Annotated in this window: 25 protein-coding genes and 1 pseudogene; 25 read left to right on the plus strand and 1 reads right to left on the minus strand. The window is 58.1% G+C overall.

The window, feature by feature from the left end:
* Positions 1–4: 4 nt before the first annotated feature.
* A complete protein-coding gene (gene secF / locus Q6A51_RS19045; RefSeq protein WP_201003797.1) occupies positions 5–916 on the plus strand; it encodes a protein translocase subunit SecF in 912 nt (303 codons plus the stop codon).
* Positions 917–1,117: 201 nt separating this feature from the next.
* The gene (locus Q6A51_RS19050) at positions 1,118–1,660 is read left to right on the plus strand and encodes a glycine zipper 2TM domain-containing protein (protein ID WP_025258828.1); all 543 of its coding nucleotides are present in this window, start codon (positions 1,118–1,120) and stop codon (positions 1,658–1,660) included.
* A gap of 86 nt (positions 1,661–1,746) precedes the next feature.
* Here Q6A51_RS19050 and suhB read toward each other — a convergent pair whose 3' ends face one another.
* A complete protein-coding gene (gene suhB, locus Q6A51_RS19055; RefSeq protein ID WP_201003793.1) occupies positions 1,747–2,562 on the minus strand; it encodes a type III secretion system regulator SuhB in 816 nt (271 codons plus the stop codon).
* 193 nt (positions 2,563–2,755) lie between these two features.
* Here suhB and trmJ point away from each other — a divergent pair, with 193 nt between their 5' ends.
* The 23 genes and pseudogenes from trmJ to Q6A51_RS19170 form a co-directional block, all read left to right on the plus strand.
* Complete coding sequence (gene trmJ / locus Q6A51_RS19060; protein WP_201003791.1) at positions 2,756–3,529, plus strand: tRNA (cytosine(32)/uridine(32)-2'-O)-methyltransferase TrmJ; 774 nt, start codon at positions 2,756–2,758, stop codon at positions 3,527–3,529.
* Positions 3,529–4,305, plus strand: a complete 777-nt coding sequence (cysE, locus tag Q6A51_RS19065) for a serine O-acetyltransferase (RefSeq protein WP_201017960.1) — start codon at positions 3,529–3,531, stop codon at positions 4,303–4,305. Before trmJ ends, cysE begins: the two co-directional genes overlap by 1 nt.
* A 157-nt stretch (positions 4,306–4,462) precedes the next feature.
* The gene (gene iscR / locus Q6A51_RS19070) at positions 4,463–4,954 is read left to right on the plus strand and encodes a Fe-S cluster assembly transcriptional regulator IscR (RefSeq protein WP_201003787.1); all 492 of its coding nucleotides are present in this window, start codon (positions 4,463–4,465) and stop codon (positions 4,952–4,954) included.
* A 44-nt stretch (positions 4,955–4,998) separates the two neighbouring features.
* The gene (locus Q6A51_RS19075; RefSeq protein WP_201003785.1) at positions 4,999–6,213 is read left to right on the plus strand and encodes an IscS subfamily cysteine desulfurase; all 1,215 of its coding nucleotides are present in this window, start codon (positions 4,999–5,001) and stop codon (positions 6,211–6,213) included.
* A gap of 83 nt (positions 6,214–6,296) precedes the next feature.
* Complete coding sequence (gene iscU / locus Q6A51_RS19080; protein ID WP_002552476.1) at positions 6,297–6,683, plus strand: Fe-S cluster assembly scaffold IscU; 387 nt, start codon at positions 6,297–6,299, stop codon at positions 6,681–6,683.
* Positions 6,684–6,727: 44 nt separating this feature from the next.
* On the plus strand, positions 6,728–7,051 hold the full coding sequence (gene iscA / locus Q6A51_RS19085) for an iron-sulfur cluster assembly protein IscA (RefSeq protein ID WP_201003783.1): 324 nt from the start codon (positions 6,728–6,730) through the stop codon (positions 7,049–7,051).
* An 11-nt stretch (positions 7,052–7,062) separates the two neighbouring features.
* Complete coding sequence (gene hscB / locus Q6A51_RS19090) at positions 7,063–7,584, plus strand: co-chaperone HscB (protein WP_304575484.1); 522 nt, start codon at positions 7,063–7,065, stop codon at positions 7,582–7,584.
* Between the two features lie 44 nt (positions 7,585–7,628).
* Complete coding sequence (hscA, locus tag Q6A51_RS19095) at positions 7,629–9,491, plus strand: Fe-S protein assembly chaperone HscA (protein ID WP_304575485.1); 1,863 nt, start codon at positions 7,629–7,631, stop codon at positions 9,489–9,491.
* Between the two features lie 3 nt (positions 9,492–9,494).
* On the plus strand, positions 9,495–9,836 hold the full coding sequence (fdx, locus tag Q6A51_RS19100; protein ID WP_201003777.1) for an ISC system 2Fe-2S type ferredoxin: 342 nt from the start codon (positions 9,495–9,497) through the stop codon (positions 9,834–9,836).
* Positions 9,837–9,850: 14 nt separating this feature from the next.
* Positions 9,851–10,051 carry a Fe-S cluster assembly protein IscX gene (iscX, locus tag Q6A51_RS19105; RefSeq protein WP_117182667.1) on the plus strand — a complete coding sequence of 67 codons (201 nt, stop codon included), beginning with the start codon at positions 9,851–9,853 and terminating at the stop codon, positions 10,049–10,051.
* A 93-nt stretch (positions 10,052–10,144) separates the two neighbouring features.
* Positions 10,145–10,570 (plus strand): nucleoside-diphosphate kinase, encoded by a 426-nt coding sequence (gene ndk, locus Q6A51_RS19110; RefSeq protein ID WP_002552482.1) that lies wholly within the window; start codon positions 10,145–10,147, stop codon positions 10,568–10,570.
* 32 nt (positions 10,571–10,602) lie between these two features.
* Positions 10,603–11,751, plus strand: a complete 1,149-nt coding sequence (gene rlmN, locus Q6A51_RS19115; RefSeq protein WP_201003775.1) for a 23S rRNA (adenine(2503)-C(2))-methyltransferase RlmN — start codon at positions 10,603–10,605, stop codon at positions 11,749–11,751.
* Positions 11,752–11,765: 14 nt separating this feature from the next.
* Positions 11,766–12,524, plus strand: a complete 759-nt coding sequence (gene pilW / locus Q6A51_RS19120) for a type IV pilus biogenesis/stability protein PilW (protein WP_201017958.1) — start codon at positions 11,766–11,768, stop codon at positions 12,522–12,524.
* Positions 12,524–13,537 (plus strand): RodZ domain-containing protein, encoded by a 1,014-nt coding sequence (locus Q6A51_RS19125; protein WP_201003771.1) that lies wholly within the window; start codon positions 12,524–12,526, stop codon positions 13,535–13,537. The genes pilW and Q6A51_RS19125 overlap by 1 nt, the downstream gene beginning before the upstream one ends.
* A gap of 3 nt (positions 13,538–13,540) precedes the next feature.
* Entirely contained in the window at positions 13,541–14,650 is a 1,110-nt protein-coding gene (gene ispG / locus Q6A51_RS19130; RefSeq protein ID WP_025258843.1) for a flavodoxin-dependent (E)-4-hydroxy-3-methylbut-2-enyl-diphosphate synthase, read from the plus strand.
* Positions 14,651–14,672: 22 nt separating this feature from the next.
* On the plus strand, positions 14,673–15,962 hold the full coding sequence (gene hisS / locus Q6A51_RS19135; RefSeq protein ID WP_200978163.1) for a histidine--tRNA ligase: 1,290 nt from the start codon (positions 14,673–14,675) through the stop codon (positions 15,960–15,962).
* A 39-nt stretch (positions 15,963–16,001) separates the two neighbouring features.
* A complete protein-coding gene (locus Q6A51_RS19140) occupies positions 16,002–16,643 on the plus strand; it encodes a YfgM family protein (protein ID WP_304575486.1) in 642 nt (213 codons plus the stop codon).
* Positions 16,636–17,787 (plus strand): outer membrane protein assembly factor BamB, encoded by a 1,152-nt coding sequence (gene bamB, locus Q6A51_RS19145; RefSeq protein ID WP_201003765.1) that lies wholly within the window; start codon positions 16,636–16,638, stop codon positions 17,785–17,787. Before Q6A51_RS19140 ends, bamB begins: the two co-directional genes overlap by 8 nt.
* A 139-nt stretch (positions 17,788–17,926) precedes the next feature.
* A complete protein-coding gene (der, locus tag Q6A51_RS19150; protein WP_201003763.1) occupies positions 17,927–19,396 on the plus strand; it encodes a ribosome biogenesis GTPase Der in 1,470 nt (489 codons plus the stop codon).
* 121 nt (positions 19,397–19,517) lie between these two features.
* Positions 19,518–20,666, plus strand: a complete 1,149-nt coding sequence (locus Q6A51_RS19155; RefSeq protein WP_304575487.1) for a pyridoxal phosphate-dependent aminotransferase — start codon at positions 19,518–19,520, stop codon at positions 20,664–20,666.
* Positions 20,654–21,445, plus strand: coding sequence for an amidohydrolase (locus Q6A51_RS19160; protein ID WP_201017955.1), 792 nt, complete (start codon positions 20,654–20,656; stop codon positions 21,443–21,445). The genes Q6A51_RS19155 and Q6A51_RS19160 overlap by 13 nt, the downstream gene beginning before the upstream one ends.
* A gap of 58 nt (positions 21,446–21,503) precedes the next feature.
* On the plus strand, positions 21,504–21,938 hold the full coding sequence (locus Q6A51_RS19165) for a hypothetical protein (RefSeq protein ID WP_304575488.1): 435 nt from the start codon (positions 21,504–21,506) through the stop codon (positions 21,936–21,938).
* A 104-nt stretch (positions 21,939–22,042) separates the two neighbouring features.
* A pseudogene (locus Q6A51_RS19170) lies at positions 22,043–22,457 on the plus strand (IS3 family transposase); the annotation flags it as partial.

The following is a 22,457-nucleotide window of genomic DNA, read 5'->3' on the forward strand; positions in this document are numbered from 1 at the left end:
TGCCATGTTACGTACCATCAACTTCATGGGTGTTCGCAATGTTGCGTTCGCCGTTACCATGCTCCTTACCGTACTGGCGTTGTTCAGCTGGTTCCATAAAGGGCTTAACTTCGGTCTGGACTTCACCGGCGGTACGCTGATCGAGCTGACCTACGAGCGTCCGGCGGACCTGGGCAAGGTGCGTGAGGAGCTGGCTTCGGCTGGTTACCACGATGCTGTGGTTCAGAGCTTCGGCGCGACCACTGACTTGCTGGTGCGCATGCCGGGCGAAGACCCGCAACTGGGCACCCAGGTCGCTGAAGCGCTGCGCCAGGCGGGTGCCGATAATCCGGCAACCGTCAAGCGCGTCGAGTTCGTTGGTCCCCAGGTTGGTGAAGAGCTTCGCGACCAGGGCGGTATCGGCATGCTGCTGGCGCTCGGTGGCGTTCTGATCTACCTGGCGTTCCGTTTCCAGTGGAAGTTTGCGATCGGCGCGATCATCTCCCTGATTCACGACGTGGTCGTGACCATGGGTATCCTGTCGTTCTTCCAGATCACTTTCGACCTGACGGTTCTGGCAGCGGTGCTGGCGATCATTGGTTACTCGTTGAACGACACCATCGTTGTATTTGACCGGGTCCGTGAAAACTTCCGCTTGCTGCGCAAGGCTTCGCTGATCGAGAACATCAACATTTCCACCACCCAGACACTGCTGCGCACCATTGCGACTTCGGTCTCTACGTTGCTGGCAATCATTGCGTTGTGGGTGTTTGGTGGCGACAGCCTGGAAGGCTTCTCCATTGCGTTGTTCATCGGTGTTCTGGCGGGTACTTACTCGTCCATCTACATCGCCAACGTGATGCTGATCTGGCTGAACCTCACCACAGAGGATCTGATTCCTCCGGTTGTGACCGAGAAGGCGGATGATTTGCCTTGATGCCCTCCTTCTGTAGGAGCGAATTCATTCGCCAATGCCTCTGATGCCAGGGTGATCGGGAATGTTCGCGGATGAATCCGCTCCTACGGAAAATGCAAGAAATGAAAAGGCACGAGTTCGGAACTCGCGCCTTTTTTTATGCTCCAAGGCTTGGCAGTGCGTAGGAAAGAATCTACGCGAACGTAGGTCAGGAGGTTCAAAGTGAACAAGTCTCTGCTTGTTGGTGCTGTGTTGGGTGCTGCTGTCGTTACCGCTGGTGGCGCTGTTGCCACCTACAGCCTGGTCAAGGGCGGCCCAGAGTATGCAGATGTGTTGGCCGTCGAGCCGATCAAGGAGCAAATCAAGACCCCGCGTGAGGTCTGCAAGGATGTAGCTGTTACCCATCGCGCTCCGGTCAAGGATGAGCATCAGATCGTAGGTAGTGTGATTGGTGCTGTCGCAGGTGGTTTGCTCGGTAACCAGGTTGGTGGTGGTAACGGCAAGAAGATTGCCACGGTCGCCGGTGCGGTAGGTGGTGGTTATGCAGGTAACAAGGTTCAGGAAGGTATGCAGAACCGCGATACCTACACCACGACTGAAACTCGTTGCAATACCGTCAACGATATCAGCGACAAGGTTGTGGGCTACAACGTGAAGTACAAGTTGAACGAGAAGGTTGGACAGGTTCGTATGGCCAATGACCCAGGCAGTCAGATCCCTGTGGACAAGAATGGTCAGTTGATCCTGAGCCAGGCTGCTCAATAAGCTGTGATGCAGGAGTGAATGAATTCGCTCCTGCGGTCAGCAGGCATAAAAAAACCGGCGAAAGCCGGTTTTTTTACATCTGCCATTCAGCGTTTCAGCGAAGGCGGCAGGTGTGGAGCGATGGCGGTCAGGACTGCCTTGAAGCATTTGGTGTTGCCAGCAACGATGTGGCCTTTCTCCAGGAAGTCGTGACCGCCTGTGAAGTCGCTGACCAGGCCGCCTGCTTCCTGAATCAGCAGTGCGCCTGCTGCCATGTCCCATTCGGACAGGCCAGATTCCCAGAATGCATCGAAACGGCCGGCTGCAACGTAAGCCAGGTCCAGGCTGGCAGCGCCTGCGCGGCGGATGCCGGCGGTCTGGCCGACCAGGCTGCGGAACATGCCCAGGTAGTTTTCCAGGCCGTCCATTTGTTCATCGCGGAACGGGAAGCCGGTGCCCAGCAGTGCGCCTTCAAGGCTCTTGCGGGTGCTGACGCGCAGGCGGCGACCGTTCAGGGCTGCGCCACGGCCACGGCTGGCGGTGAATTCTTCCTGGCGAACCGGGTCGAGAACGACGGCGTGCTCAAGGCGGCCGCGATATTTGCAGGCGATGCTGACAGCGAAGTGCGGGATGCCGCGAACGAAGTTGGTGGTGCCGTCCAGTGGATCGATGATCCACAGGTAATCGGCGCCTTCGCCGCTGCCTGCGTGCAGGCCGCTTTCTTCGCCGAGAATGCCGTGGGTAGGATAAGCCTTGCGCAGGGCGGTGATGATGCTCTGCTCGGCGGCACGGTCAATTTCCGTGACGTAGTCTTTAGCTTCTTTTTCGTCAACCTTGATGGTATCCAAGCGCTCGATGGAGCGGAAAATCAATTCGCTGGCGCTGCGGGCGGCGCGCAGCGCGATATTCAGCATGGGCTGCATGGACATTTCACCTAAGGTTGTTAAAGAGAGCCGAACATTCTATGGGTTAAGTCAAATTATTTCCAGCCCTGGCGTTGTCGTCTCGATCAGGTTTTACGATTTTCCGTGGTCAGGCGTTTGTAAGGGTTCATAGCGTTAATGAGGCGGATTCTGTAATATTTGCACCCCTTAATTTTGTCAGTGAGCGCTTGCATTGCTGCAGAACATTCGTGTTGTCCTGGTCGGCACTACCCATCCCGGAAATATCGGTGGGGCTGCGCGTGCCATGAAAAACATGGGGCTTTCGCGGCTGGTGCTGGTCGAGCCGCGTGTGTTCCCGTCTCCTGAAGCCGATGCGAGAGCGTCGGGGGCTGGCGATATTCTTGAGGGTGCGCAGGTCGTGGCGACTCTTGAGGAGGCGTTGGTCGGTTGCAGTCTGGTGCTGGGCACCAGTGCCCGAGATCGCAGTCTTCCCTGGCCCATGCTCGACCCGCGTGAATCCGGCGTGAAAGTCGTCGAGCAGGCAGGGCAGGGCGCCGAGGTTGCGTTGGTCTTTGGTCGTGAGCATGCCGGCCTGACCAACGAGGAATTGCAGCGCTGTCATTACCATGTGCATATTCCGTCCGATCCCTCGTTCAGTTCGCTCAATCTGGCCGCTGCGGTCCAGGTGCTTGCCTACGAGGTACGCATGTCGTGGCTGGCTGCCCAGCAGCAGTCGTCGGGCGCCGAGGTGGCTCCAGTCGTTTCGGCGCGCAATGCCGAACTGGCGACGATGGATGAGATGGAAGGCTTTTATGGGCATCTGGAAGCGGCACTGGTTGCCATCGGCTTCCTTGACCCGGAAAAACCACGTCATTTGATGGCGCGACTGCGTCGGCTGTATGGCCGTAGCGAGGTCGAGCGCTCCGAGTTAAGCATTCTGCGTGGCATTCTCACCGAGACTCAGAAAGCGGCTCGCGGTGAACCTTATAAGCGGAAGGATCAGTGATGTTCGAGCGTCTGCGAGAAGATATCCAAAGTGTTTTCCATCGTGATCCTGCGGCACGTAATGCTTTCGAGGTTCTGACCTGCTATCCGGGTATGCATGCGATCTGGCTGCACCGGCTGGCGCATATCCTGTGGCGCAGTGGCTGGAAGTGGCTGGCGCGGCTGGTGTCCAACTTTGGTCGCTGGATGACCGGTATCGAGATACACCCTGGTGCGCGCATCGGTCGTCGTTTCTTCATCGATCACGGGATGGGAATCGTGATTGGTGAGACTGCCGAGATCGGCAACGATGTCACGCTTTATCAGGGCGTGACCCTGGGTGGTACAAGCTGGAATGCGGGCAAGCGTCACCCGACCCTGGAAGATGGTGTTGTCGTCGGTGCGGGTGCCAAGGTGCTTGGGCCGTTTACTGTGGGCGCCGGTGCCAAGATCGGTTCCAATGCGGTGGTCACCAAGGCTGTACCGGCAGGAGCGACGGCGGTCGGTATTCCGGGGCGCATCATCGTGAAGTCCGATGACGAGGCGGAGGCTCGGCGCAAGGCGATGGCCGAGAAGCTGGGGTTCGATGCCTATGGTGTCAGTGCCGACATGCCGGACCCGGTTGCGAGGGCTATCGGCCAGTTGCTCGATCATTTGCAGGCTGTTGATGCTCGCCTGGAGGATATGGGCGGCGCTCTGGGCCGGCTTGGCAGCGATTACTGCGCCAAGGAGTTGCCCGAATTGCGTGACGAGGTCTTCGATTGCGTGAAGGACAAGAGCGAAGAGAAGGTCGGCTAGAAGTCGCTGCATGTGGGGCGTGTCAACAGGACGCACCTTTGCTATGATATCGCCCGCTATTTTTGCTAATCCCGACTATTTCACTTGGTCTAATAGTTGACTTAAATACTCGGGAATAGCATACTCGCTCCCATTCTGAACCTCCGCGGTACACGCCATGCGACTGACTACAAAAGGCCGATACGCTGTAACAGCAATGCTTGATCTGGCATTGCATGCGCAGCACGGGCCAGTGTCTCTGGCCGATATCTCTGAGCGGCAAGGCATTTCCCTGTCTTACCTTGAGCAACTGTTCGCCAAGCTGCGTCGCAGCAATCTGGTGTCGAGTGTGCGCGGTCCTGGTGGTGGTTACCAGTTGTCCCGCGACATGCAGGGCATTCAGGTCGCCCAGGTCGTCGATGCGGTCAATGAGTCGGTCGATGCCACTCGTTGCCAGGGGCTGGGTGATTGCCATGCCGGTGATACCTGCCTGACCCACCATCTGTGGTGCGATCTCAGCCAGCAGATTCACGAATTTCTAAGTGGTATCAGCTTGGCGGATCTTGTCACTCGCCGTGAGGTGCAGGAAGTCGCCCAGCGCCAGGACCTGCGTCGCAGTAATAACAATGTGTCGCAGCTGGGTAAGATTGAAACGTCCGCCGTCGAATGAACGTAGATGAATGAGCGGTGCGCCTGCCTGATAGGAGAGATTCAATGAAGTTGCCGATTTACCTCGATTACTCCGCGACGACGCCGGTCGATCCGCGCGTTGCGCAGAAAATGATGGATTGCCTGCTGGTTGACGGAAACTTCGGCAACCCGGCCTCGCGCTCCCACGTTTTTGGCTGGAAAGCCGAAGAATCCGTCGAGAACGCTCGCCGTCAGGTCGCTGATCTGGTCAATGCCGATCCGCGTGAAATCGTCTGGACCTCCGGTGCTACCGAGTCCGACAACCTGGCCATCAAGGGTGTAGCGCATTTCTACGCCACCAAGGGCAAGCACATCATCACCTCAAAGGTCGAGCACAAAGCCGTTCTCGATACCACGCGCCAGCTGGAGCGTGAAGGTTTCGAAGTGACTTACATCGAACCGGGCGAAGACGGCCTCATCACGCCGGCCATGATCGAAGCTGCACTGCGCGACGACACCATCCTGGTTTCGGTCATGCATGTGAACAACGAGATCGGCACCATCAACGATATCGCTGCCATTGGCGAGCTGACCCGTTCGCGTGGCGTGCTGTTCCATGTCGATGCTGCCCAGTCCACCGGCAAGGTTGAAATCGATCTGGCCAGCCTCAAGGTTGACCTGATGTCGTTCTCGGCCCACAAGACTTACGGCCCTAAAGGTATCGGCGCGCTGTACGTGAGCCGCAAGCCGCGTGTTCGCCTTGAAGCGACCATGCACGGCGGCGGTCATGAGCGTGGCATGCGTTCCGGTACGCTGGCGACTCACCAGATCGTCGGCATGGGCGAAGCTTTCCGTATCGCCAAGGAAGAGATGGCCAGCGAGAACGTTCGCATCAAGGCCTTGAGCGACCGTTTCTACAAGCAGGTCGAAGATCTGGAAGAGTTGTACGTCAACGGCAGCCTGACTGCCCGCGTACCGCACAACCTGAACCTGAGCTTCAACTATGTCGAAGGCGAGTCGCTGATCATGGCGCTCAAGGATCTGGCGGTTTCGTCCGGTTCTGCCTGTACCTCGGCTTCGCTTGAACCGTCGTACGTGCTGCGCGCCCTTGGTCGTAATGACGAACTGGCACATAGCTCGATACGCTTTACCTTTGGTCGCTTCACGACTGAAGAAGAAATCGACTACGCCGCGCAGAAGGTCTGCGAGGCTGTTACCAAGCTGCGCGCTCTTTCGCCGCTGTGGGACATGTTCAAAGATGGCGTCGATATCTCCAAGATCGAGTGGGCGGCGCACTAATTTAAAGTCGCCGCCAAACAGGCCGGGCGCAACCCCGTTGACCGGCCTGCAGAGCGACTCCCTGATGTGAGAGGAACAGAATCATGGCTTACAGCGAAAAGGTCATTGACCACTACGAGAACCCGCGCAACGTCGGCAAGATGAACGCGGAAGATCCTGATGTCGGCACCGGCATGGTCGGCGCTCCGGCGTGCGGCGACGTGATGCGTCTGCAGATCAAGGTCAACGAGCAGGGTGTCATCGAAGACGCCAAGTTCAAGACTTACGGCTGCGGTTCCGCCATCGCTTCCAGCTCCCTGGCGACCGAGTGGATGAAGGGCAAGACTCTGGATGAAGCAGAGACCATCAAGAACACTCAGCTGGCTGAAGAGCTTGCTCTGCCTCCGGTGAAGATTCACTGCTCCGTACTCGCGGAAGACGCCATCAAGGCGGCAGTTCGTGACTACAAGCAGAAGAAAGGCTTGCTGTAAGAAGCGGTCTTTTCAGAAAAGCTGGCGACAAGAAAGGAGTTCCGATGGCTATCAGCATGACAGAAGCTGCCGCTAACCACGTACGCCGTTCCCTCGATGGGCGCGGCAAGGGTGATGGCATTCGTCTGGGGGTTCGTACCACAGGCTGTTCAGGTCTTGCCTATGTACTCGAATTCGTCGATGAGGCGGGTAGCGAGGACACTGTGTACGAGCTGCACGGCGTCAAGGTGATTATCGACCCTAAAAGCCTGGTCTACCTCGACGGCACCGAACTCGATTTCGTACGCGAAGGTTTGAACGAAGGCTTCAAGTTCAATAACCCCAACTCGCGCGGTGAGTGCGGCTGCGGCGAAAGCTTCAACGTCTGAGGCTTTTATTCGTGGGTACTCCTTGTCACTTCGCCCTGTTCGACCTCAAGCCTGATTTCTGTCTTGATCTCGACCAGTTGGCGACGCGCTACCGTGAGCTGGCGCGCAGCGTACATCCAGACCGTTTTGCTGATGCCTCCGAGCGTGAGCAGCGTCTGGCGCTTGAGCATTCCGCACGTCTCAATGAGGCCTATCAGACTCTCAGGAGCGCCCCGAAAAGAGCGCGTTACCTGCTGGTCATGAAGGGCGATGAGGTGCCGCTGGAAGTCACTGTGCATGATCCCGATTTTCTTCTGCAGCAGATGCAATGGCGCGAAGAGTTGGAAGATCTGCAGGATGAGGCTGATCTGGCGGGTGTCGCGGTATTCAAGCGTCGCCTCAAAAGCGCTCAGGATGAACTGAACGAAAGCTTCGCCGCCTGTTGGGACGATGCTGCACAACGCGAGCACGCCGAACGGCTGATGCGGCGTATGCAGTTCCTCGACAAGCTCTCCTACGAAGTGCGCCAGCTGGAAGAGCGCCTCGACGATTAACTCCGTGCCGCCCTGGCCGCACGCCTGTGATTATTCAGAAAAGCATGGCCTTACTGCAGATCGCTGAACCCGGGCAAAGTCCTAAACCGCACCAGCGCCGTCTTGCTGTCGGCATTGACCTGGGCACCACCAATTCGCTGGTTGCTGCATTGCGCAGCGGCCTTTCCGAGCCTCTGGCCGATGCAGAAGGGCAGGTCATCCTGCCGTCTGCTGTGCGCTATCACGCCGATCGCGTGGAAGTGGGCCTGTCAGCCAAGGCTGCGGCTTCTGTCGATCCGTTCAATACCGTGCTTTCGGTCAAGCGCCTCATGGGGCGCGGTCTGTCCGATGTGAAGCAGTTGGGCGAGCAATTGCCTTATCGCTTTGTCGAGGGTGAGTCGCACATGCCGTTCATCGACACGGTCCAGGGCCCGAAAAGCCCGGTCGAAGTGTCGGCGGATATTCTCAAGGTGCTGCGCCAGCGTGCCGAGGCTGCCCTGGGTGGTGATCTGGTCGGTGCGGTGATTACCGTTCCGGCCTATTTCGATGATTCCCAGCGTCAGGCGACCAAGGATGCAGCGCGGCTTGCGGGCCTCAATGTGCTGCGCCTGCTCAACGAGCCGACAGCGGCTGCCGTTGCTTATGGTCTGGACCAGAAAGCCGAAGGCGTGGTGGCCATCTACGATCTGGGTGGCGGTACCTTCGATATTTCCATCCTGCGCCTGACCGGCGGTGTTTTCGAGGTTCTGGCAACGGGCGGCGATACTGCATTGGGCGGCGATGATTTCGATCACGCGATTGCCAGCTGGATTGTTGCGGATGCCGGCCTGTCGGCCAGTCTCGATCCTTCTGTCCAGCGCAGTCTGTTGCAGGCTGCCTGTGCGGCAAAGGAAGCGCTGACCGATGCTGAGTCTGTAGAAGTCGTTCATGGCGACTGGCGTGGCGTGTTGACACGTGAGGCCTTCAATGCGCTGATCGAGCCGATGGTTGCGCGCAGTCTCAAGGCTTGCCGTCGTGCCGTGCGCGACTCCAATATCGAGCTTGAAGAGGTCGAGGCTGTGGTCATGGTCGGCGGTTCGACCCGTGTACCGCGTGTTCGCGAGGCGGTTGCCGAGTTGTTCGGGCGTCAGCCGTTGACCAAGATCGATCCGGATCAGGTGGTGGCCATTGGTGCTGCGATCCAGGCCGACACCCTGGCGGGCAACAAGCGTGATGGCGAAGAACTGCTGCTGCTCGATGTGATTCCGCTCTCTCTGGGGCTGGAAACCATGGGCGGCCTGATGGAGAAGGTGATTCCGCGCAACACCACGATCCCGGTGGCGCGTGGTCAGGATTTCACCACTTACAAAGATGGCCAGTCGGCCATGATGATTCATGTCCTGCAGGGCGAGCGCGAGCTGATCAGCGATTGCCGCTCCCTGGCGCGCTTCGAGCTGCGCGGCATTCCGGCGATGGTGGCTGGTGCGGCGAAGATCCGTGTCACTTTCCAGGTCGACGCGGACGGCTTGCTCAGTGTGTCGGCCCGTGAGCTGGGTTCGGGTGTCGAGTCGAGCATTCAGGTCAAGCCGTCCTATGGCCTGACCGATGGCGAGATCACCCGGATGCTCAAGGATTCGTTCGAGTATGCCGGTGACGACAAGGTCGCTCGCGTACTGCGTGAACAGCAGGTCGATGCCCAGCGCCTTGTCGAGGCGGTGGAGGCTGCGCTTGAAGCCGACGGCGAGCGGCTGCTCGATGCCGAAGAGCGGATGGTGATCGAACTGCAACTGACAGAATTGCGTGAATTGATGCAAGGCACCGATGGCCCGGCCATCGAGCAGCAGACCCGGCGTCTGTCGCAGGTGACCGATGCATTTGCTGCCCGACGCATGAATTCGACGGTGAAAGCCGCACTCGCGGGGCGCAACCTGAATGATATTGAGGAATAACTGATGCCGCAGGTGATTTTTCTGCCCCATGCCGAGCATTGCCCGGACGGGTTGGTTGTAGAGGTGGAGCCCGGTACGTCTATTCTTGAAATTGCTCACGATAACCATATCGAGATCGAGAGTGCATGCGGCGGTGTCTGCGCCTGCACGACGTGCCACTGCATCATTCGCGAGGGTTTCAACTCGCTGAACGAGGCGGACGAGCTGGAAGAAGATATGCTGGACAAGGCCTGGGGGCTGGAAGTGCAGTCGCGCCTGTCCTGTCAGGCAATCGTCGGAAATGAAGACCTGACCGTTGAAATTCCGAAGTATTCGCTCAACCATGCTGCCGAAGCGCCGCATTGATTCAAGGAACGCTCATGAGTCTCAAATGGGTCGATGTGCTGGAAATCGCGATTCAGTTGTCTGAAACCAGGCCTGATGTCGATCCGCGCTATGTGAATTTTGTCGATCTTCGCAACTGGGTAGCGGCGCTGCCAGAGTTCGATGACGAGCTCAATCGTGGCGGGGAAAAGGTCCTGGAGGCCATTCAGGCGGCCTGGATCGAAGAAGCTGACTGAACCTGTAACGCAAGCAGTTAGGCAATACACCAGAACCCGCGTATAATTCGCGGGTTTAATTTTTCGCTTTAATCATTGTTTCTGGAGTTTCACATGGCTGTTCAACGTACTTTCTCCATCATCAAGCCTGACGCCGTTGCTAAAAACGTAATCGGCGAGATCACCACTCGTTTCGAAAAAGCCGGTCTGCGCGTTGTTGCTTCCAAGCTGAAGCAACTGTCCAAGGCTGAAGCTGAAGGTTTCTACGCTGAGCACAGCGCTCGTGGTTTCTTCGGCGACCTGGTTGCTTTCATGATCTCCGGTCCTGTCGTTGTTCAGGTTCTGGAAGGCGAAAACGCTATCGCTCTGAACCGTGAGCTGATGGGCGCTACCAACCCTAAAGAAGCTGCTGCCGGCACCATCCGTGCTGACTTCGCTGACTCCATCGACGCCAACGCTGTTCACGGCTCGGACTCCGAAGCTGCTGCTGCTCGCGAAATCTCGTACTTCTTCGCAGCTACAGAGGTAACCGCTCGCTAAGTCTTTCCGACTAACGAGTGGAGGGTGAATTCATGATTGCATCGACTGGTAAAACCAACCTTCTGGGCCTTACTCAGCAGGAAATGGAAAAATTCTTCGACTCTATCGGGGAGAAGCGCTTCCGTGCCGGTCAGGTCATGAAGTGGATTCACCACTTTGGCGTCGATGATTTCGACGCCATGACCAACGTCAGCAAGGCATTGCGCGAAAAGCTCAAGGCCTGTGCCGAAATACGTGGTCCTGAAGTCGTCAGCGAGGACATCTCCAGCGATGGCACCCGTAAATGGGTCGTGCGCGTAGAGTCCGGCAGCTGCGTCGAAACCGTTTTCATCCCCCAGGGCAAGCGCGGCACTTTGTGTGTTTCGTCCCAGGCGGGCTGTGCCCTGGATTGCAGTTTCTGCTCCACCGGCAAACAAGGCTTCAATAGCAACCTGACCGCCGCCGAAGTCATCGGCCAGGTCTGGATTGCCAACAAATCCTTTGGCAGTGTCCCGGCAACCGTCGACCGTGCCATCACCAACGTGGTGATGATGGGCATGGGTGAGCCACTGCTGAACTTCGACAATGTCATTGCCGCCATGCATCTGATGATGGATGACCTGGGCTATGGCATTTCCAAGCGCCGCGTGACCTTGTCCACGTCTGGCGTGGTGCCGATGATCGACGAGCTGTCCAAGCACATCGACGTCTCGCTGGCCCTGTCGCTGCATGCGCCCAACGATGCATTGCGCAACCAGCTGGTGCCGCTGAACAAGAAATACCCGCTGAGCGTCCTGCTCGACTCCTGCCGCCGCTACATGTCCAGCCTGGGCGAGAAGCGCGTGCTGACGGTCGAGTACACCCTGCTCAAGGATGTAAACGACAAGGTCGAGCATGCCATCGAGATGATCGAGCTGCTCAAGGACACACCTTGCAAGATCAACCTGATCCCGTTCAACCCGTTCCCGCACTCCGGTTACGAGCGTCCGAGCAACAATGCAATCCGCCGTTTCCAGGATCTGTTGCATCAGGCTGGTTATAACGTCACTGTGCGTACCACGCGCGGCGAGGACATCGATGCTGCATGCGGCCAGTTGGTCGGGCAGGTAATGGATCGCACGCGCCGTAGTGAACGCTATATTGCAGTGCGTGAGCTGAATGCCGACGCCGATGTGGCTCCAGGCACTGGCGCTCGAACCTGACCGAGAGGGACTCCATGTCTGTGCGTGCCTTGCTGTTGTCATGCCTTGTTATCTTGCTGGTAGGGTGCGTTTCGACAGGGCATGTCGATCCGCTCAAGACTTCGCAGGGGCGTGACGAGGCTCGCAAGGCATACGTGCAGTTGGGGTTGGGCTATTTCCAGCAGGGCCAGACCGAGCGAGCCAAGGTTCCGCTGAAAAAGGCAATTGAGCTCGACAGTTCCGACCCGGACGCCAATGCTGCACTGGCGCTGGTGTTCCAGGCCGAGATGGAGCCTGAACTGGCTGACCAGCACTTTCGCAAGGCGCTTGCCTCAAGCAGGAACGATGCTCGTATCGTCAATAACTACGGCAGTTTCCTTTATGAGCAGAAGCGCTATCAGGAAGCCTACGAACGTTTCCAGCAGGCAGCAGCAGACAACCTGTATCCTGAGCGGTCCCGGGTCTTCGAAAGCCTGGGCATGACCGCCTTGAAGCTGAACAAGCGCGAGGAAGCTCGCGAGCACTTCACCAAGGCACTGCGTCTTGACCGTCAACAGCCACGTTCCTTGCTGGAAATGGCTGAGTTGTCTTACGAAGACGGGCATTATGTGCCGTCGCGTGACTACTACGACCGTTTCAGCCAGCTAAGCGAGCAGAATGCACGTAGTCTGCTGCTCGGTATCCGGTTGGCCAAGGTCTATGACGACCGTAACAAGGCAGCCAGTTTTGGTTTGCAACTTAAAAGACTCTATCCCGGTACGCCGGAATATCAGCAATACCTGTCGGAGCAATGATGAAAGCGGCGCATCCCGAAGTTGTAGCAACCACTCGCTCGAACCCTGGTGAGACCTTGCGTCAGGCCCGTGAGAGCAAAAACTGGTCGCTGCCAGATGTGGCTTTGAGGCTGAATCTCACCGTGTCTTCCCTGACTCATCTTGAAAACGGGAATTTTGACAAGTTGCCCGGGCATACCTTTGCCCGTGGTTATGTGCGTGCCTACGCTAAATTGCTGGAGCTCGATCAGGCCGCGCTGGTCGATCAGTTCGATCAATGCACCGGCACCGATGGCAAGGGCAGTTCCGTTCACGCGCTGGGCCGTATCGAAGAGCCAGTGCGTCTTTCACACAACATCCTGCGCATTGTCAGCCTTCTGCTGCTGATGGTTCTGGTCGGCGGCGGCTTTTTCTGGTGGCAGGATCAGACCTCCATGCGTGGCAAGGACCAGTCCGGTCTGAGCCTGGAGCACGTCGAGGTCGAAAGCGCCGATGGCACCACTCAGATTCATCAACTGGATGAGTCTCAAGAGCAGGCTGCCACTGAAAGCAGCAAGCCTGCCAATGAAGCGCCGCTGCCTCTGACTCCAAGCGCCCCGGTTGAAACTCCGGCCACTGCGCCTGTTGCGCCGGCACCGGTGGTCACTGCACCGGCTGCTCCGACTGCACCCGCTTCGCCAGCGCCTGCGGCACCTGCCGTTGCGGCGCCTCATGCTCCGTCTGTCGCACCGGTTGCTCCTGCCGTGCCTTCAGCCCCTGCCGAGGTTGTCGAATCAGCACCTGTCCCTGCTGGCTCTGGCCAGATCAAGCTGCAATTCACTGCCGATTGCTGGACTCAGGTCACCGATGGCAATGGCAAGGTCTTGATGAGCGGTCTCAAGCGCAAGGGGGATAGTCTGGACGTCACTGGCCGTCCGCCATTGACCTTGCGTCTTGGTTACGCCCGTGGTGCGCAAGTCAGTTATAACGGTGAGCCTGTAGACGTAGCTCCCTTTACCAGCGGCGAGACTGCTCGCCTGAAACTAGGGCAATAAGTCATGCACGGCGAATCTCCCATCAAGCGTCGCGAATCCCGCAAGATATGGGTCGGCTCTGTTCCGGTCGGCGGCGATGCGCCGATTGCCGTACAGAGTATGACCAACAGTGACACCAACGATGTCGCTGCCACTGTGGCTCAGATCAACCGTCTTGAAGCGGCCGGCGTCGATATCGTGCGGGTTTCTGTTCCCGACATGGATGCCGCCGAGGCGTTTGGCCGGATCAAGCAACTGGTCAAGGTGCCTCTGGTTGCCGATATCCACTTCGATTACCGGATTGCGCTGCGCGTCGCCGAACTGGGTGTCGACTGCCTGCGTATCAACCCGGGCAATATCGGTCGCGAAGACCGTGTTCGCGCCGTGGTCGATGCTGCCCGTGATCGCGGCATCCCGATCCGCATCGGCGTCAATGCCGGTTCTCTGGAAAAAGACCTGCAGAAGAAATACGGCGAGCCAACGCCCGAGGCGCTGGTCGAGTCGGCCCTGCGTCATGTCGAGCATCTGGATCGCCTGGATTTCCATGACTTCAAGGTCAGCGTGAAGGCTTCGGACGTGTTCATGGCCGTCGCAGCCTATCGCCTGCTGGCGAAACAGATTGTCCAGCCGCTGCACCTGGGGATCACCGAAGCAGGTGGATTACGTTCGGGTACGGTGAAATCGGCTGTCGGCCTCGGTATGCTGCTTGCCGAAGGGATTGGCGATACTATCCGCATCTCGTTGGCCGCTGATCCGGTTGAAGAAGTGAAAGTCGGCTACGACATTCTCAAGTCCTTGCGCCTTCGTTCCCGTGGCATCAACTTCATCGCCTGCCCGAGCTGCTCGCGGCAGAACTTCGATGTGGTCAAGACCATGAACGAGCTGGAAGGGCGTCTCGAAGATTTGCTGGTGCCGCTGGACGTCGCGGTCATCGGGTGTGTGGTCAACGGTCCTGGTGAAGCCAAGGAGGCGCATATCGGCCTCACGGGCGGTACGCCGAACCTGATCTACATCGACGGCAAGCCTGCGCAGAAACTGACCAACGACAATCTTGTGAACGAGCTTGAACGCTTGATTCGCGAGAAAGCGGCCGAAAAAGCTGAAGCTGACGCATCTGTCATCGTGCGCGGCTAATCAAGATTGCTAAGGATTTTTTGTGAGTAAGTCTCTGCAAGCCATTCGTGGCATGAACGACATCCTGCCCGAACAGACCCCGCTGTGGCGTCACTTCGAAGGCACTGTTGCGCGTTTGCTGGATAACTACGGCTATCGGCAGATTCGCATGCCTATCGTCGAGTTCACCGACCTGTTCAAGCGTTCCATCGGCGAAGTCACCGATATCGTCGAAAAAGAGATGTACACCTTTGCCGACCGCAACGGTGACTCCCTGACCCTGCGCCCGGAAGGCACTGCCGCTTGTGTGCGTGCGGTACTCGAACACGGGATTACCGGTGGCGGTCAGGTGCAGAAACTGTGGTACATCGGCCCGATGTTCCGCCACGAGCGTCCCCAGAAAGGCCGTTATCGCCAGTTTCACCAGATCGGTGTCGAAGTCTTCAACCTCGACGGTCCCGATATCGACGCCGAGCTGATTGTCCTGACCTGGCGCCTGTGGGGCCTGTTGGGCATCCGCAATGCCGTCAAGCTCGAACTCAACAGCCTGGGCACCAGCGAAGCGCGTGCGCGTTATCGCGATGCTCTGGTGGAGTTCCTGTCTGCGCGCCTTGAGCAACTGGACGAAGACAGCCAGCGTCGCCTGAAGACCAACCCTTTACGGGTTCTGGACACCAAGCATCCGGATACCCAGGCCGTGCTGGTCGATGCGCCGAAGCTGGCGGATTACCTGGACGACGAGTCGCGTATCCACTTCGAGGGCCTCAAGGCGCGTCTGGATGCTGCTGGCATTCCCTACGTCATCAACCCCAAGCTGGTACGTGGCCTGGATTACTACAGCAAGACCGTTTTCGAGTGGGTTACCGACCAGCTCGGTGCTCAGGGAACTGTGTGCGCCGGTGGCCGTTACGATGGCCTGGTCGAGCAGATGGGCGGCAAGCCTACGGCGGGTGTCGGTTTCGCCATGGGTATCGAGCGTCTGGTGCTGCTGCTGGAAACCCTTGAAAAGGTCCCGGAAGAAATCTCGCGTCAGGTGGATGTCTACCTGTGTGCCTTCGGCGAAGCGGCCGAGCTGGCTGCACTGGCCCTCACCGAGCGTGTGCGTGACCAGTTGCCGAATCTGCGCTTGCAGGTCAATGCCGGTGCTGGCAGCTTCAAGAGCCAGTTCAAGAAGGCCGACAAGAGCGGTGCGCTGTATGCGCTGATCCTCGGTGACGAAGAACTTGCCCGGCAAGAGATAGGCGTCAAGCCTTTGCGTGGGCAGGGCGAACAACAAAATATTGCCTGGGATGCTCTGTCCGAGCACCTGGCCTCCTGCGTCGTGCAGGGTTGAAGCTGATTAGCAGCCGATTTAGCGAATAGGAGTATTGGGGTGTCGCGTACCGATGATGAAGAGCTGGCCGTAATGAAGGACTGGTGGCAACGCAACGGCAAACCCCTGGTAACTGGCGGTCTGCTGGCGTTGGTTGTGGTCTTTGGCTGGTACACATGGCAGAACTACAACAGCAAGCAGTCGCAAGGCGCCTCGATGCTGTATCAGCAACTGCTGGAAACCTCGCTGACGCCAAGCGGCCAGGCCGATACCGCTCGCGTTGCCGAAATCGCCGGCAAGCTCAAGAGCGAATTCGGTGGCACTGCCTATGCCCAGTTCGGTAGCCTGTTCGTCGCCAAGGTTGCAGTCGATGCCGGCAAGCTCGACGATGCTGCGGCTGAGCTGAAGCCAGTGGCCGACAAGCCTGCCAGCGCGACGCTGGGCGAAATCGCCCGTCAGCGTCTTGCTCGCGTTCTGGCTGCGCAGAACAAGGCTGACGATGCACTCAAGCTGCTTGCTGGCGATGCCGAAAAGGCGTTCCTGGCCAGCCGTGAAGAACTCAAGGGTGACCTGCTGGTGCAGTTGGGTCGTACCGACGAGGCACATGCTGCATACCAAAAGGCCAAGTCCGCTTTGTCTGAAGACGCAGCGGTGGGTGGCCTGCAAATGAAGCTCGACGATCTGGCGAAAGGGGATGCGTGACGTGATTCGTTGGAAACATGCAGCATTGCTGGCTCTGGCCATTCTGGCCGCGGGTTGCAGCAGCAACAGTAAAAAGGAATTGCCTCCAGCCGAACTGACCGACTTCAAAGAAGAAGTGGTTCTGCACAAGGAATGGAGCCGTTCGATCGGTGACGGTCAGGGTAAAACCTACAACATGCTGGTTCCGGCTGTTGAGGGTGACCGGATCTACGCTTCGGATGTGACCGGGGTCATCATGTCCCTGGATCGCCTGACCGGTGACGTGATCTGGAAGAAGGATCTTGAGCTGCCTGTTTCCGGCGCTGTCGGCGTAGGTTATGGCCTGGTCATGATCGGCACCGAGAAGGGCGAAATCGTTGCTCTGGACGTTTCCTCCGGTGAAGAGAAATGGCGTTCCCGTGTGACCAGCGAAGTCCTGGCTCCACCTGCCAACAACGGCGACGTCGTTGTGGTTCAGACCCAGGATGACCGCGTGATCGGTCTGGATGCTGTCACAGGCTCCCAGCGCTGGATCTACGAAAGCACTCCGGCGGTACTGACCCTGCGCGGTACTGGCGCACCGGTAGTGACCAACCGTCTGGCTGTTGCAGGCCTGTCGACCGGTAAGGTCGTGGCTCTGGATATCAGCAACGGCGTACCGGTCTGGGAGCAGCGTGTCGCTATCCCGCAAGGCCGTTCGGAGCTGGATCGTGTGGTCGATATCGACGGTGGCCTGCTGCTGTCTGGCGGTACCTTGTACGTTGCCAGCTATCAGGGCCGTGTTGCCGGTCTGGATCTGGAAAGCGGTCGTGTGCTTTGGCAGCGTGATGCGTCAAGCTACTCGGGTGTCGCTCAAGGCTTCGGCAGCGTATACGTGACTCTGGCCTCCGGCACTGTCGAAGGCATCGACGAGCGTTCTTCCACTGCACTGTGGAGCAACGAATCGCTGGCTCGCCGTCAACTGGGCGCGCCGGAAGTGTTTTCCAGCTATGTAGCGGTTGGCGACCTGGAAGGTTATCTGCACCTGTTGAGCCAGGTAGATGGCCGTTTCGTAGGGCGTGAGCGTATCGACAGCGATGGTCTGCGTGCGCGTCCGCTGGTGGTTGGTGACATGATTTATGTGTTTGGTAACAGCGGCAAGCTGGAAGCCCTGACCATCAAGTGATGATTGTCCATGTTCGGGGCCAAGGCCCCGGACGACCTTGCTTCGGCAAGGCTGCGGCGCCTGCGGGCGCTGCTCCGAACTCCGGCCGCTGCCCTGCAGCGGCTTTTGTATTTTCTGAAATAACGAAGTGGAGAGCCGCATGGTTCCCGTAATTGCCCTGGTGGGTCGACCGAACGTCGGCAAATCCACCATGTTCAACCGCCTGACCAGGACCCGCGACGCCATTGTCGGCGATCTGTCCGGTCTGACCCGTGATCGCCAATACGGAGAGGCGAAGTGGCAGGGGCGCTCTTATATCCTGATCGACACCGGTGGTATTTCCGGCGACGAGCATGGCATGGACGAAAAGATGGCCGAGCAGTCGCTGCTGGCCATCGAAGAAGCCGATGTCGTGTTGTTCCTGGTGGATGCCAAGGCGGGTTACACCGCGGCTGACCAGATGATCGGTGAGCACCTGCGCAAGCGCAACAAGCGTTCTTACGTGGTTGCCAACAAGATCGACAACATCGATGAAAACCTGGCGCGTGCCGAGTTCAGCCCGATGGGCCTGGGCGATGCGATCCCGGTTGCCGGTGCCCATGGCCGTGGCATTTCCCAGATGCTGGAAATCGCCCTGAAAGATTTCCCCAAGGATGAGGACGAAATCGAAGAGGGCGAGGCCGAGGACGTCGCTGAAGGTGAGGAAGCCAAGCGCATTCCCGGCCCGAGCGAAAAAGACGGCATCAAGATCGCCATCATCGGTCGTCCTAACGTCGGCAAGTCGACACTGGTCAACCGCATGCTGGGTGAGGACCGGGTGATCGTCTATGACCAGCCGGGCACCACGCGCGACAGTATCTACATCCCGTTCGAGCGTAACGACGAGAAGTACACGCTGATCGACACGGCGGGTGTGCGCAAGCGCGGCAAGATCCACGAGGAAGTCGAGAAGTTCTCCGTGGTCAAGACGTTGCAGGCCATCAAGGATGCCAACGTGGTGATCTTCGTGATGGATGCCCGCGAAGGCGTGGTCGATCACGACCTCAACCTGCTGGGCTTCGCACTTGAGGCTGGCCGTGCTCTGGTTATCGCACTGAACAAGTGGGATGGCATGACACCGGGCGAACGTGACTACGTGAAGACCGAGCTGGAACGTCGTCTGTTCTTCGTCGACTTTGCCGATATCCACTTCATCTCTGCCTTGCATGGCACCGGTGTGGGTAACCTGTATCAGTCGGTGCAGAACTCCTTCAAGTCTGCCGTCACCCGCTGGCCAACCAGCCGCCTGACCCAGATTCTGGAAGATGCCGTCAGCGAGCACGCGCCGCCGATGGTGGGCAGCCGCCGTATCAAGCTGCGTTATGCGCACTTGGGTGGTGCCAACCCGCCGCTGATCGTGATCCACGGTAACCAGGTCGAGAAAGTACCGAAGTCCTATGTCCGTTACCTGGAAAACACCTATCGCCGTGTTCTGAAACTGGTTGGTACGCCGATCCGTATCGAATTCAAGGGCGGTGAGAACCCGTACGAAGGTAACAAGAACACGCTGACAGACCGTCAGGTCAACAAGAAGCGTCGTTTGATGTCGCACCACAAGAAGGCAGACAAGAAGCGCCGCGACAAGCGCTGAGTCTTTCTCCTGAAAAGGCACCCTGCGTCTGCACGGGTGCCTTTTTTTATGCGCGCTCGATGGGCTATCCTGCTGGACCCGTGCCACCGTGATGCCGGGGGTATTGCAGGGAAGGGCCCTAATGATCGACAGCAAGTTGCCTAATGTTGGCACCACCATCTTCACCGTCATGTCTCAGCTCGCCGCCGAAACCGGTGCGATCAATCTGTCCCAGGGCTTTCCCGATTTCGATGGGCCACAAGCACTGCGCGACGCCTTGAGCCTTCATGTTGCTCAAGGCCATAACCAATATTCACCGATGACCGGTCTGCCAGCCCTGCGTCAGCAGGTTGCAGCCAAGATCGCCCGCAGCTACGGGCGTCAGGTAAACCCGGACAGCGAAGTCACCATTACGCCGGGTGCGACTCAGGCGATTTTCTGCGCCGTTCAGGCGGTCATTCGCCCTGGCGATGAAGTGATCGTCTTCGACCCTTGCTACGACAGCTATGAGCCCGCCGTGGAACTGGCCGGTGGCCGTTGCGTGCATGTGCAGCTTGGCCTGGGTGACTTCTCCATCGACTGGCAGAAGCTGGGCGAGGCCTTGAGCCCGCGCACGCGCATGATCATCCTCAACAGCCCGCACAACCCCAGCGGCGCCTTGATCAGCCGTGCCGAACTGGACCAGTTGGCTGCTCTTATTGCCAATCGCGACATTTATCTGGTCAGCGATGAGGTGTACGAGCATCTGGTCTTCGACGGCGTTCAGCATGTCAGCGTACTGGCCCATGAAGAGCTTTATCAGCGCGCCTTTGTGGTCAGTTCGTTCGGCAAGACCTATCACGTGACCGGCTGGAAGACCGGCTATGTGGTCGCTCCTGCTGCATTGACCGCCGAACTGCGCAAGGTTCACCAATACGTGAGCTTCTGCGGCGTTACGCCGTTGCAGTGGGCACTGGCTGATTTCATGGCCGCGCATCCCGAGCATGTCGAGGAGCTGCCGGCTTTCTATCAGGCCAAGCGTGATTTTTTCTGCGATCAACTGGCGTCTTCGCGCTTCAGCTTCGAGCGGGTGGGCGGCACGTATTTCCAGTTGGTGGATTACTCGCAGATCCGCCCGGACCTCAACGATGTCGACATGTCGTTGTGGATGACCCGCGAGCATGGCGTTGCCAGCATTCCTGTCTCGGTCTTCTACCAGAAGCCGCCTGAAGGCCAGCGTCTGATACGCCTGTGCTTTGCCAAGCAAGAGGAGACGCTGCGTCATGCAGCGGAAAAACTATGCGCGATTTGAGCCAGTTAGAGGATCTGAATCTGGCATTGATCCAGACCAGTCTGGTCTGGCATGACCGGCAGGCCAATCTCGATCACTTCAGCGCTCTGCTGGGGCAGGTGAGAAACGTTGATCTGGTGATTCTGCCGGAGATGTTCACCACCGGGTTTTCCATGGACTCTGAAGCTCTGGCGGAACCCGAAGGCGGTCCGACATCTGTATGGATGCTGGAGCAGGCCAGGCAGGTTCAGGCTGTCATTACCGGCAGCGTGATCATTCGTGATGCCGAGGGTAATCATCGCAACCGGCTGCTGTGGGCACGCCCCGATGGCGAGTTGCTGTATTACGACAAGCGTCACCTGTTCCGTATGGCGGGTGAGCATGAGCACTACAGCCCGGGCGAGCGTCAGGTGATGTTCGAGTTGAACGGCTGGCGCATTCGTCCGCTGATTTGCTATGACCTGCGCTTCCCGGTCTGGAGTCGTGATGCACGGGACACCGACCTGTTGCTCTATACCGCGAACTGGCCCGGCGCACGCCGTCTGCACTGGAATCGTCTGCTACCGGCCAGGGCCATCGAAAACCTGTGTTACGTTGCTGCCGTCAACCGGATTGGCAGCGATGGCAAGGGCTTTGCGTATACCGGTGATAGCCAGGTGCTGGATTTTCAGGGCGACAGCCTGGTCGATATCGGGGATGGAGATGGCGTCTTTCTGGCAACCCTGAGCGCTGCGGCTCTGCGGGACTACCGCACGCGCTTCCCGGCCAATCTGGACGCCGATACATTCGAGATACAATGATTTATTCAAGTTGTGTGTAAATGTGTCGATAGCCTTCGCATACAACCAGGAGTTCGTCATGACTACCATCAATACCTCATCGCTGAGTGCCTATTCGAGCGCACTGACGCTTACCGTCAAGAACAAGGACGCAGACACGGCGACCTCGACCGCAACCGATAGCACGGAAAAAAGCGGTGTAAGTGTTTCGCTTGACGGTGCCAAGGCTGGTGGTAGTGCTGCGGCTGGTGGTGCAGGCGGTGCTTCCGCTAGTGCGGGTGTCGAAGAAACCATCGAAAAGATCAAAGAGCAGATCAAGCAGGCTCAAAAACAACTGGTTCAGCAGCAGGCTCAGTTGGCTGCCGCTCAGAACAGCAAAGGCTCGGAAGAGGAAAAGGCTGCGCGTATTCTGGCCATTCAAGGGCAGATCGCTCAGACCTCCTCAACCATACAGACTCTGCAAGGCACATTGCTGCAACTGACAACCAGCGGTGGCGTCAACACTACTGCCTGATTGCAGACAGACAAAAAAGCCTCCGTTTACGGAGGCTTTTTTTATCGCTTCTGTCCCGTCCTGAATAAGGTTTACACCTTCTGACCTTTCCTCAGGAGGATTCAATGGATTCGGGCAAAAGGCGCAGCCAGCGCGACTACACGCTAGCCTTTAAATTATCGGTCGTAGACCAGATTGAAAAAGGCGAGTTGAGTTATAAAGAAGCCCAACGGCGCTATGGCATCCAGGGCCGGTCGACAGTGCTGGTCTGGTTACGCAAGCATGGTCGGCAGGATTGGAGCCAAGGCGCATCAATTCGAGAGCCGAGGAGCAGGTCCATGACCGAGCCACCCCTCCCGCTGACACCCGAGCAGCGAATCAAAGAGCTTGAAGAACAGCTAGCGCTGAGCAATCAGAAGGCTCAGTTCTTTGAAGCCGTCGTTAACGTTTTGAAAAATGACTACGGTGTTTCTGTCGTAAAAAAGCGACCCGGCAAGTCCTCTCGCAAGGGCAAATCCAGGACCTGAGCATTAGTAGGGC

The organism is Pseudomonas serbiensis, from assembly GCF_030580745.1.
GTDB lineage: Bacteria > Pseudomonadota > Gammaproteobacteria > Pseudomonadales > Pseudomonadaceae > Aquipseudomonas > Aquipseudomonas serbiensis.

Bases quoted from the DNA above. Each gene is read 5' to 3' on its own strand.
- secF (WP_201003797.1), top strand. From the start codon at position 5: ATGTTACGTACCATCAACTTCATGGGTGTTCGCAATGTTGCGTTCGCC.
- suhB (WP_201003793.1), bottom strand. From the start codon at position 2,562: ATGCAGCCCATGCTGAATATCGCGCTGCGCGCCGCCCGCAGCGCCAGC.
- cysE (WP_201017960.1), top strand. From the start codon at position 3,529: ATGTTCGAGCGTCTGCGAGAAGATATCCAAAGTGTTTTCCATCGTGAT.
- iscR (WP_201003787.1), top strand. From the start codon at position 4,463: ATGCGACTGACTACAAAAGGCCGATACGCTGTAACAGCAATGCTTGAT.
- Q6A51_RS19075 (WP_201003785.1), top strand. From the start codon at position 4,999: ATGAAGTTGCCGATTTACCTCGATTACTCCGCGACGACGCCGGTCGAT.
- iscU (WP_002552476.1), top strand. From the start codon at position 6,297: ATGGCTTACAGCGAAAAGGTCATTGACCACTACGAGAACCCGCGCAAC.
- iscA (WP_201003783.1), top strand. From the start codon at position 6,728: ATGGCTATCAGCATGACAGAAGCTGCCGCTAACCACGTACGCCGTTCC.
- hscA (WP_304575485.1), top strand. From the start codon at position 7,629: ATGGCCTTACTGCAGATCGCTGAACCCGGGCAAAGTCCTAAACCGCAC.
- fdx (WP_201003777.1), top strand. From the start codon at position 9,495: ATGCCGCAGGTGATTTTTCTGCCCCATGCCGAGCATTGCCCGGACGGG.
- iscX (WP_117182667.1), top strand. From the start codon at position 9,851: ATGAGTCTCAAATGGGTCGATGTGCTGGAAATCGCGATTCAGTTGTCT.
- ndk (WP_002552482.1), top strand. From the start codon at position 10,145: ATGGCTGTTCAACGTACTTTCTCCATCATCAAGCCTGACGCCGTTGCT.
- rlmN (WP_201003775.1), top strand. From the start codon at position 10,603: ATGATTGCATCGACTGGTAAAACCAACCTTCTGGGCCTTACTCAGCAG.
- pilW (WP_201017958.1), top strand. From the start codon at position 11,766: ATGTCTGTGCGTGCCTTGCTGTTGTCATGCCTTGTTATCTTGCTGGTA.
- Q6A51_RS19125 (WP_201003771.1), top strand. From the start codon at position 12,524: ATGAAAGCGGCGCATCCCGAAGTTGTAGCAACCACTCGCTCGAACCCT.
- ispG (WP_025258843.1), top strand. From the start codon at position 13,541: ATGCACGGCGAATCTCCCATCAAGCGTCGCGAATCCCGCAAGATATGG.
- bamB (WP_201003765.1), top strand. From the start codon at position 16,636: ATGCGTGACGTGATTCGTTGGAAACATGCAGCATTGCTGGCTCTGGCC.
- der (WP_201003763.1), top strand. From the start codon at position 17,927: ATGGTTCCCGTAATTGCCCTGGTGGGTCGACCGAACGTCGGCAAATCC.
- Q6A51_RS19155 (WP_304575487.1), top strand. From the start codon at position 19,518: ATGATCGACAGCAAGTTGCCTAATGTTGGCACCACCATCTTCACCGTC.
- Q6A51_RS19160 (WP_201017955.1), top strand. From the start codon at position 20,654: ATGCGCGATTTGAGCCAGTTAGAGGATCTGAATCTGGCATTGATCCAG.
- Q6A51_RS19165 (WP_304575488.1), top strand. From the start codon at position 21,504: ATGACTACCATCAATACCTCATCGCTGAGTGCCTATTCGAGCGCACTG.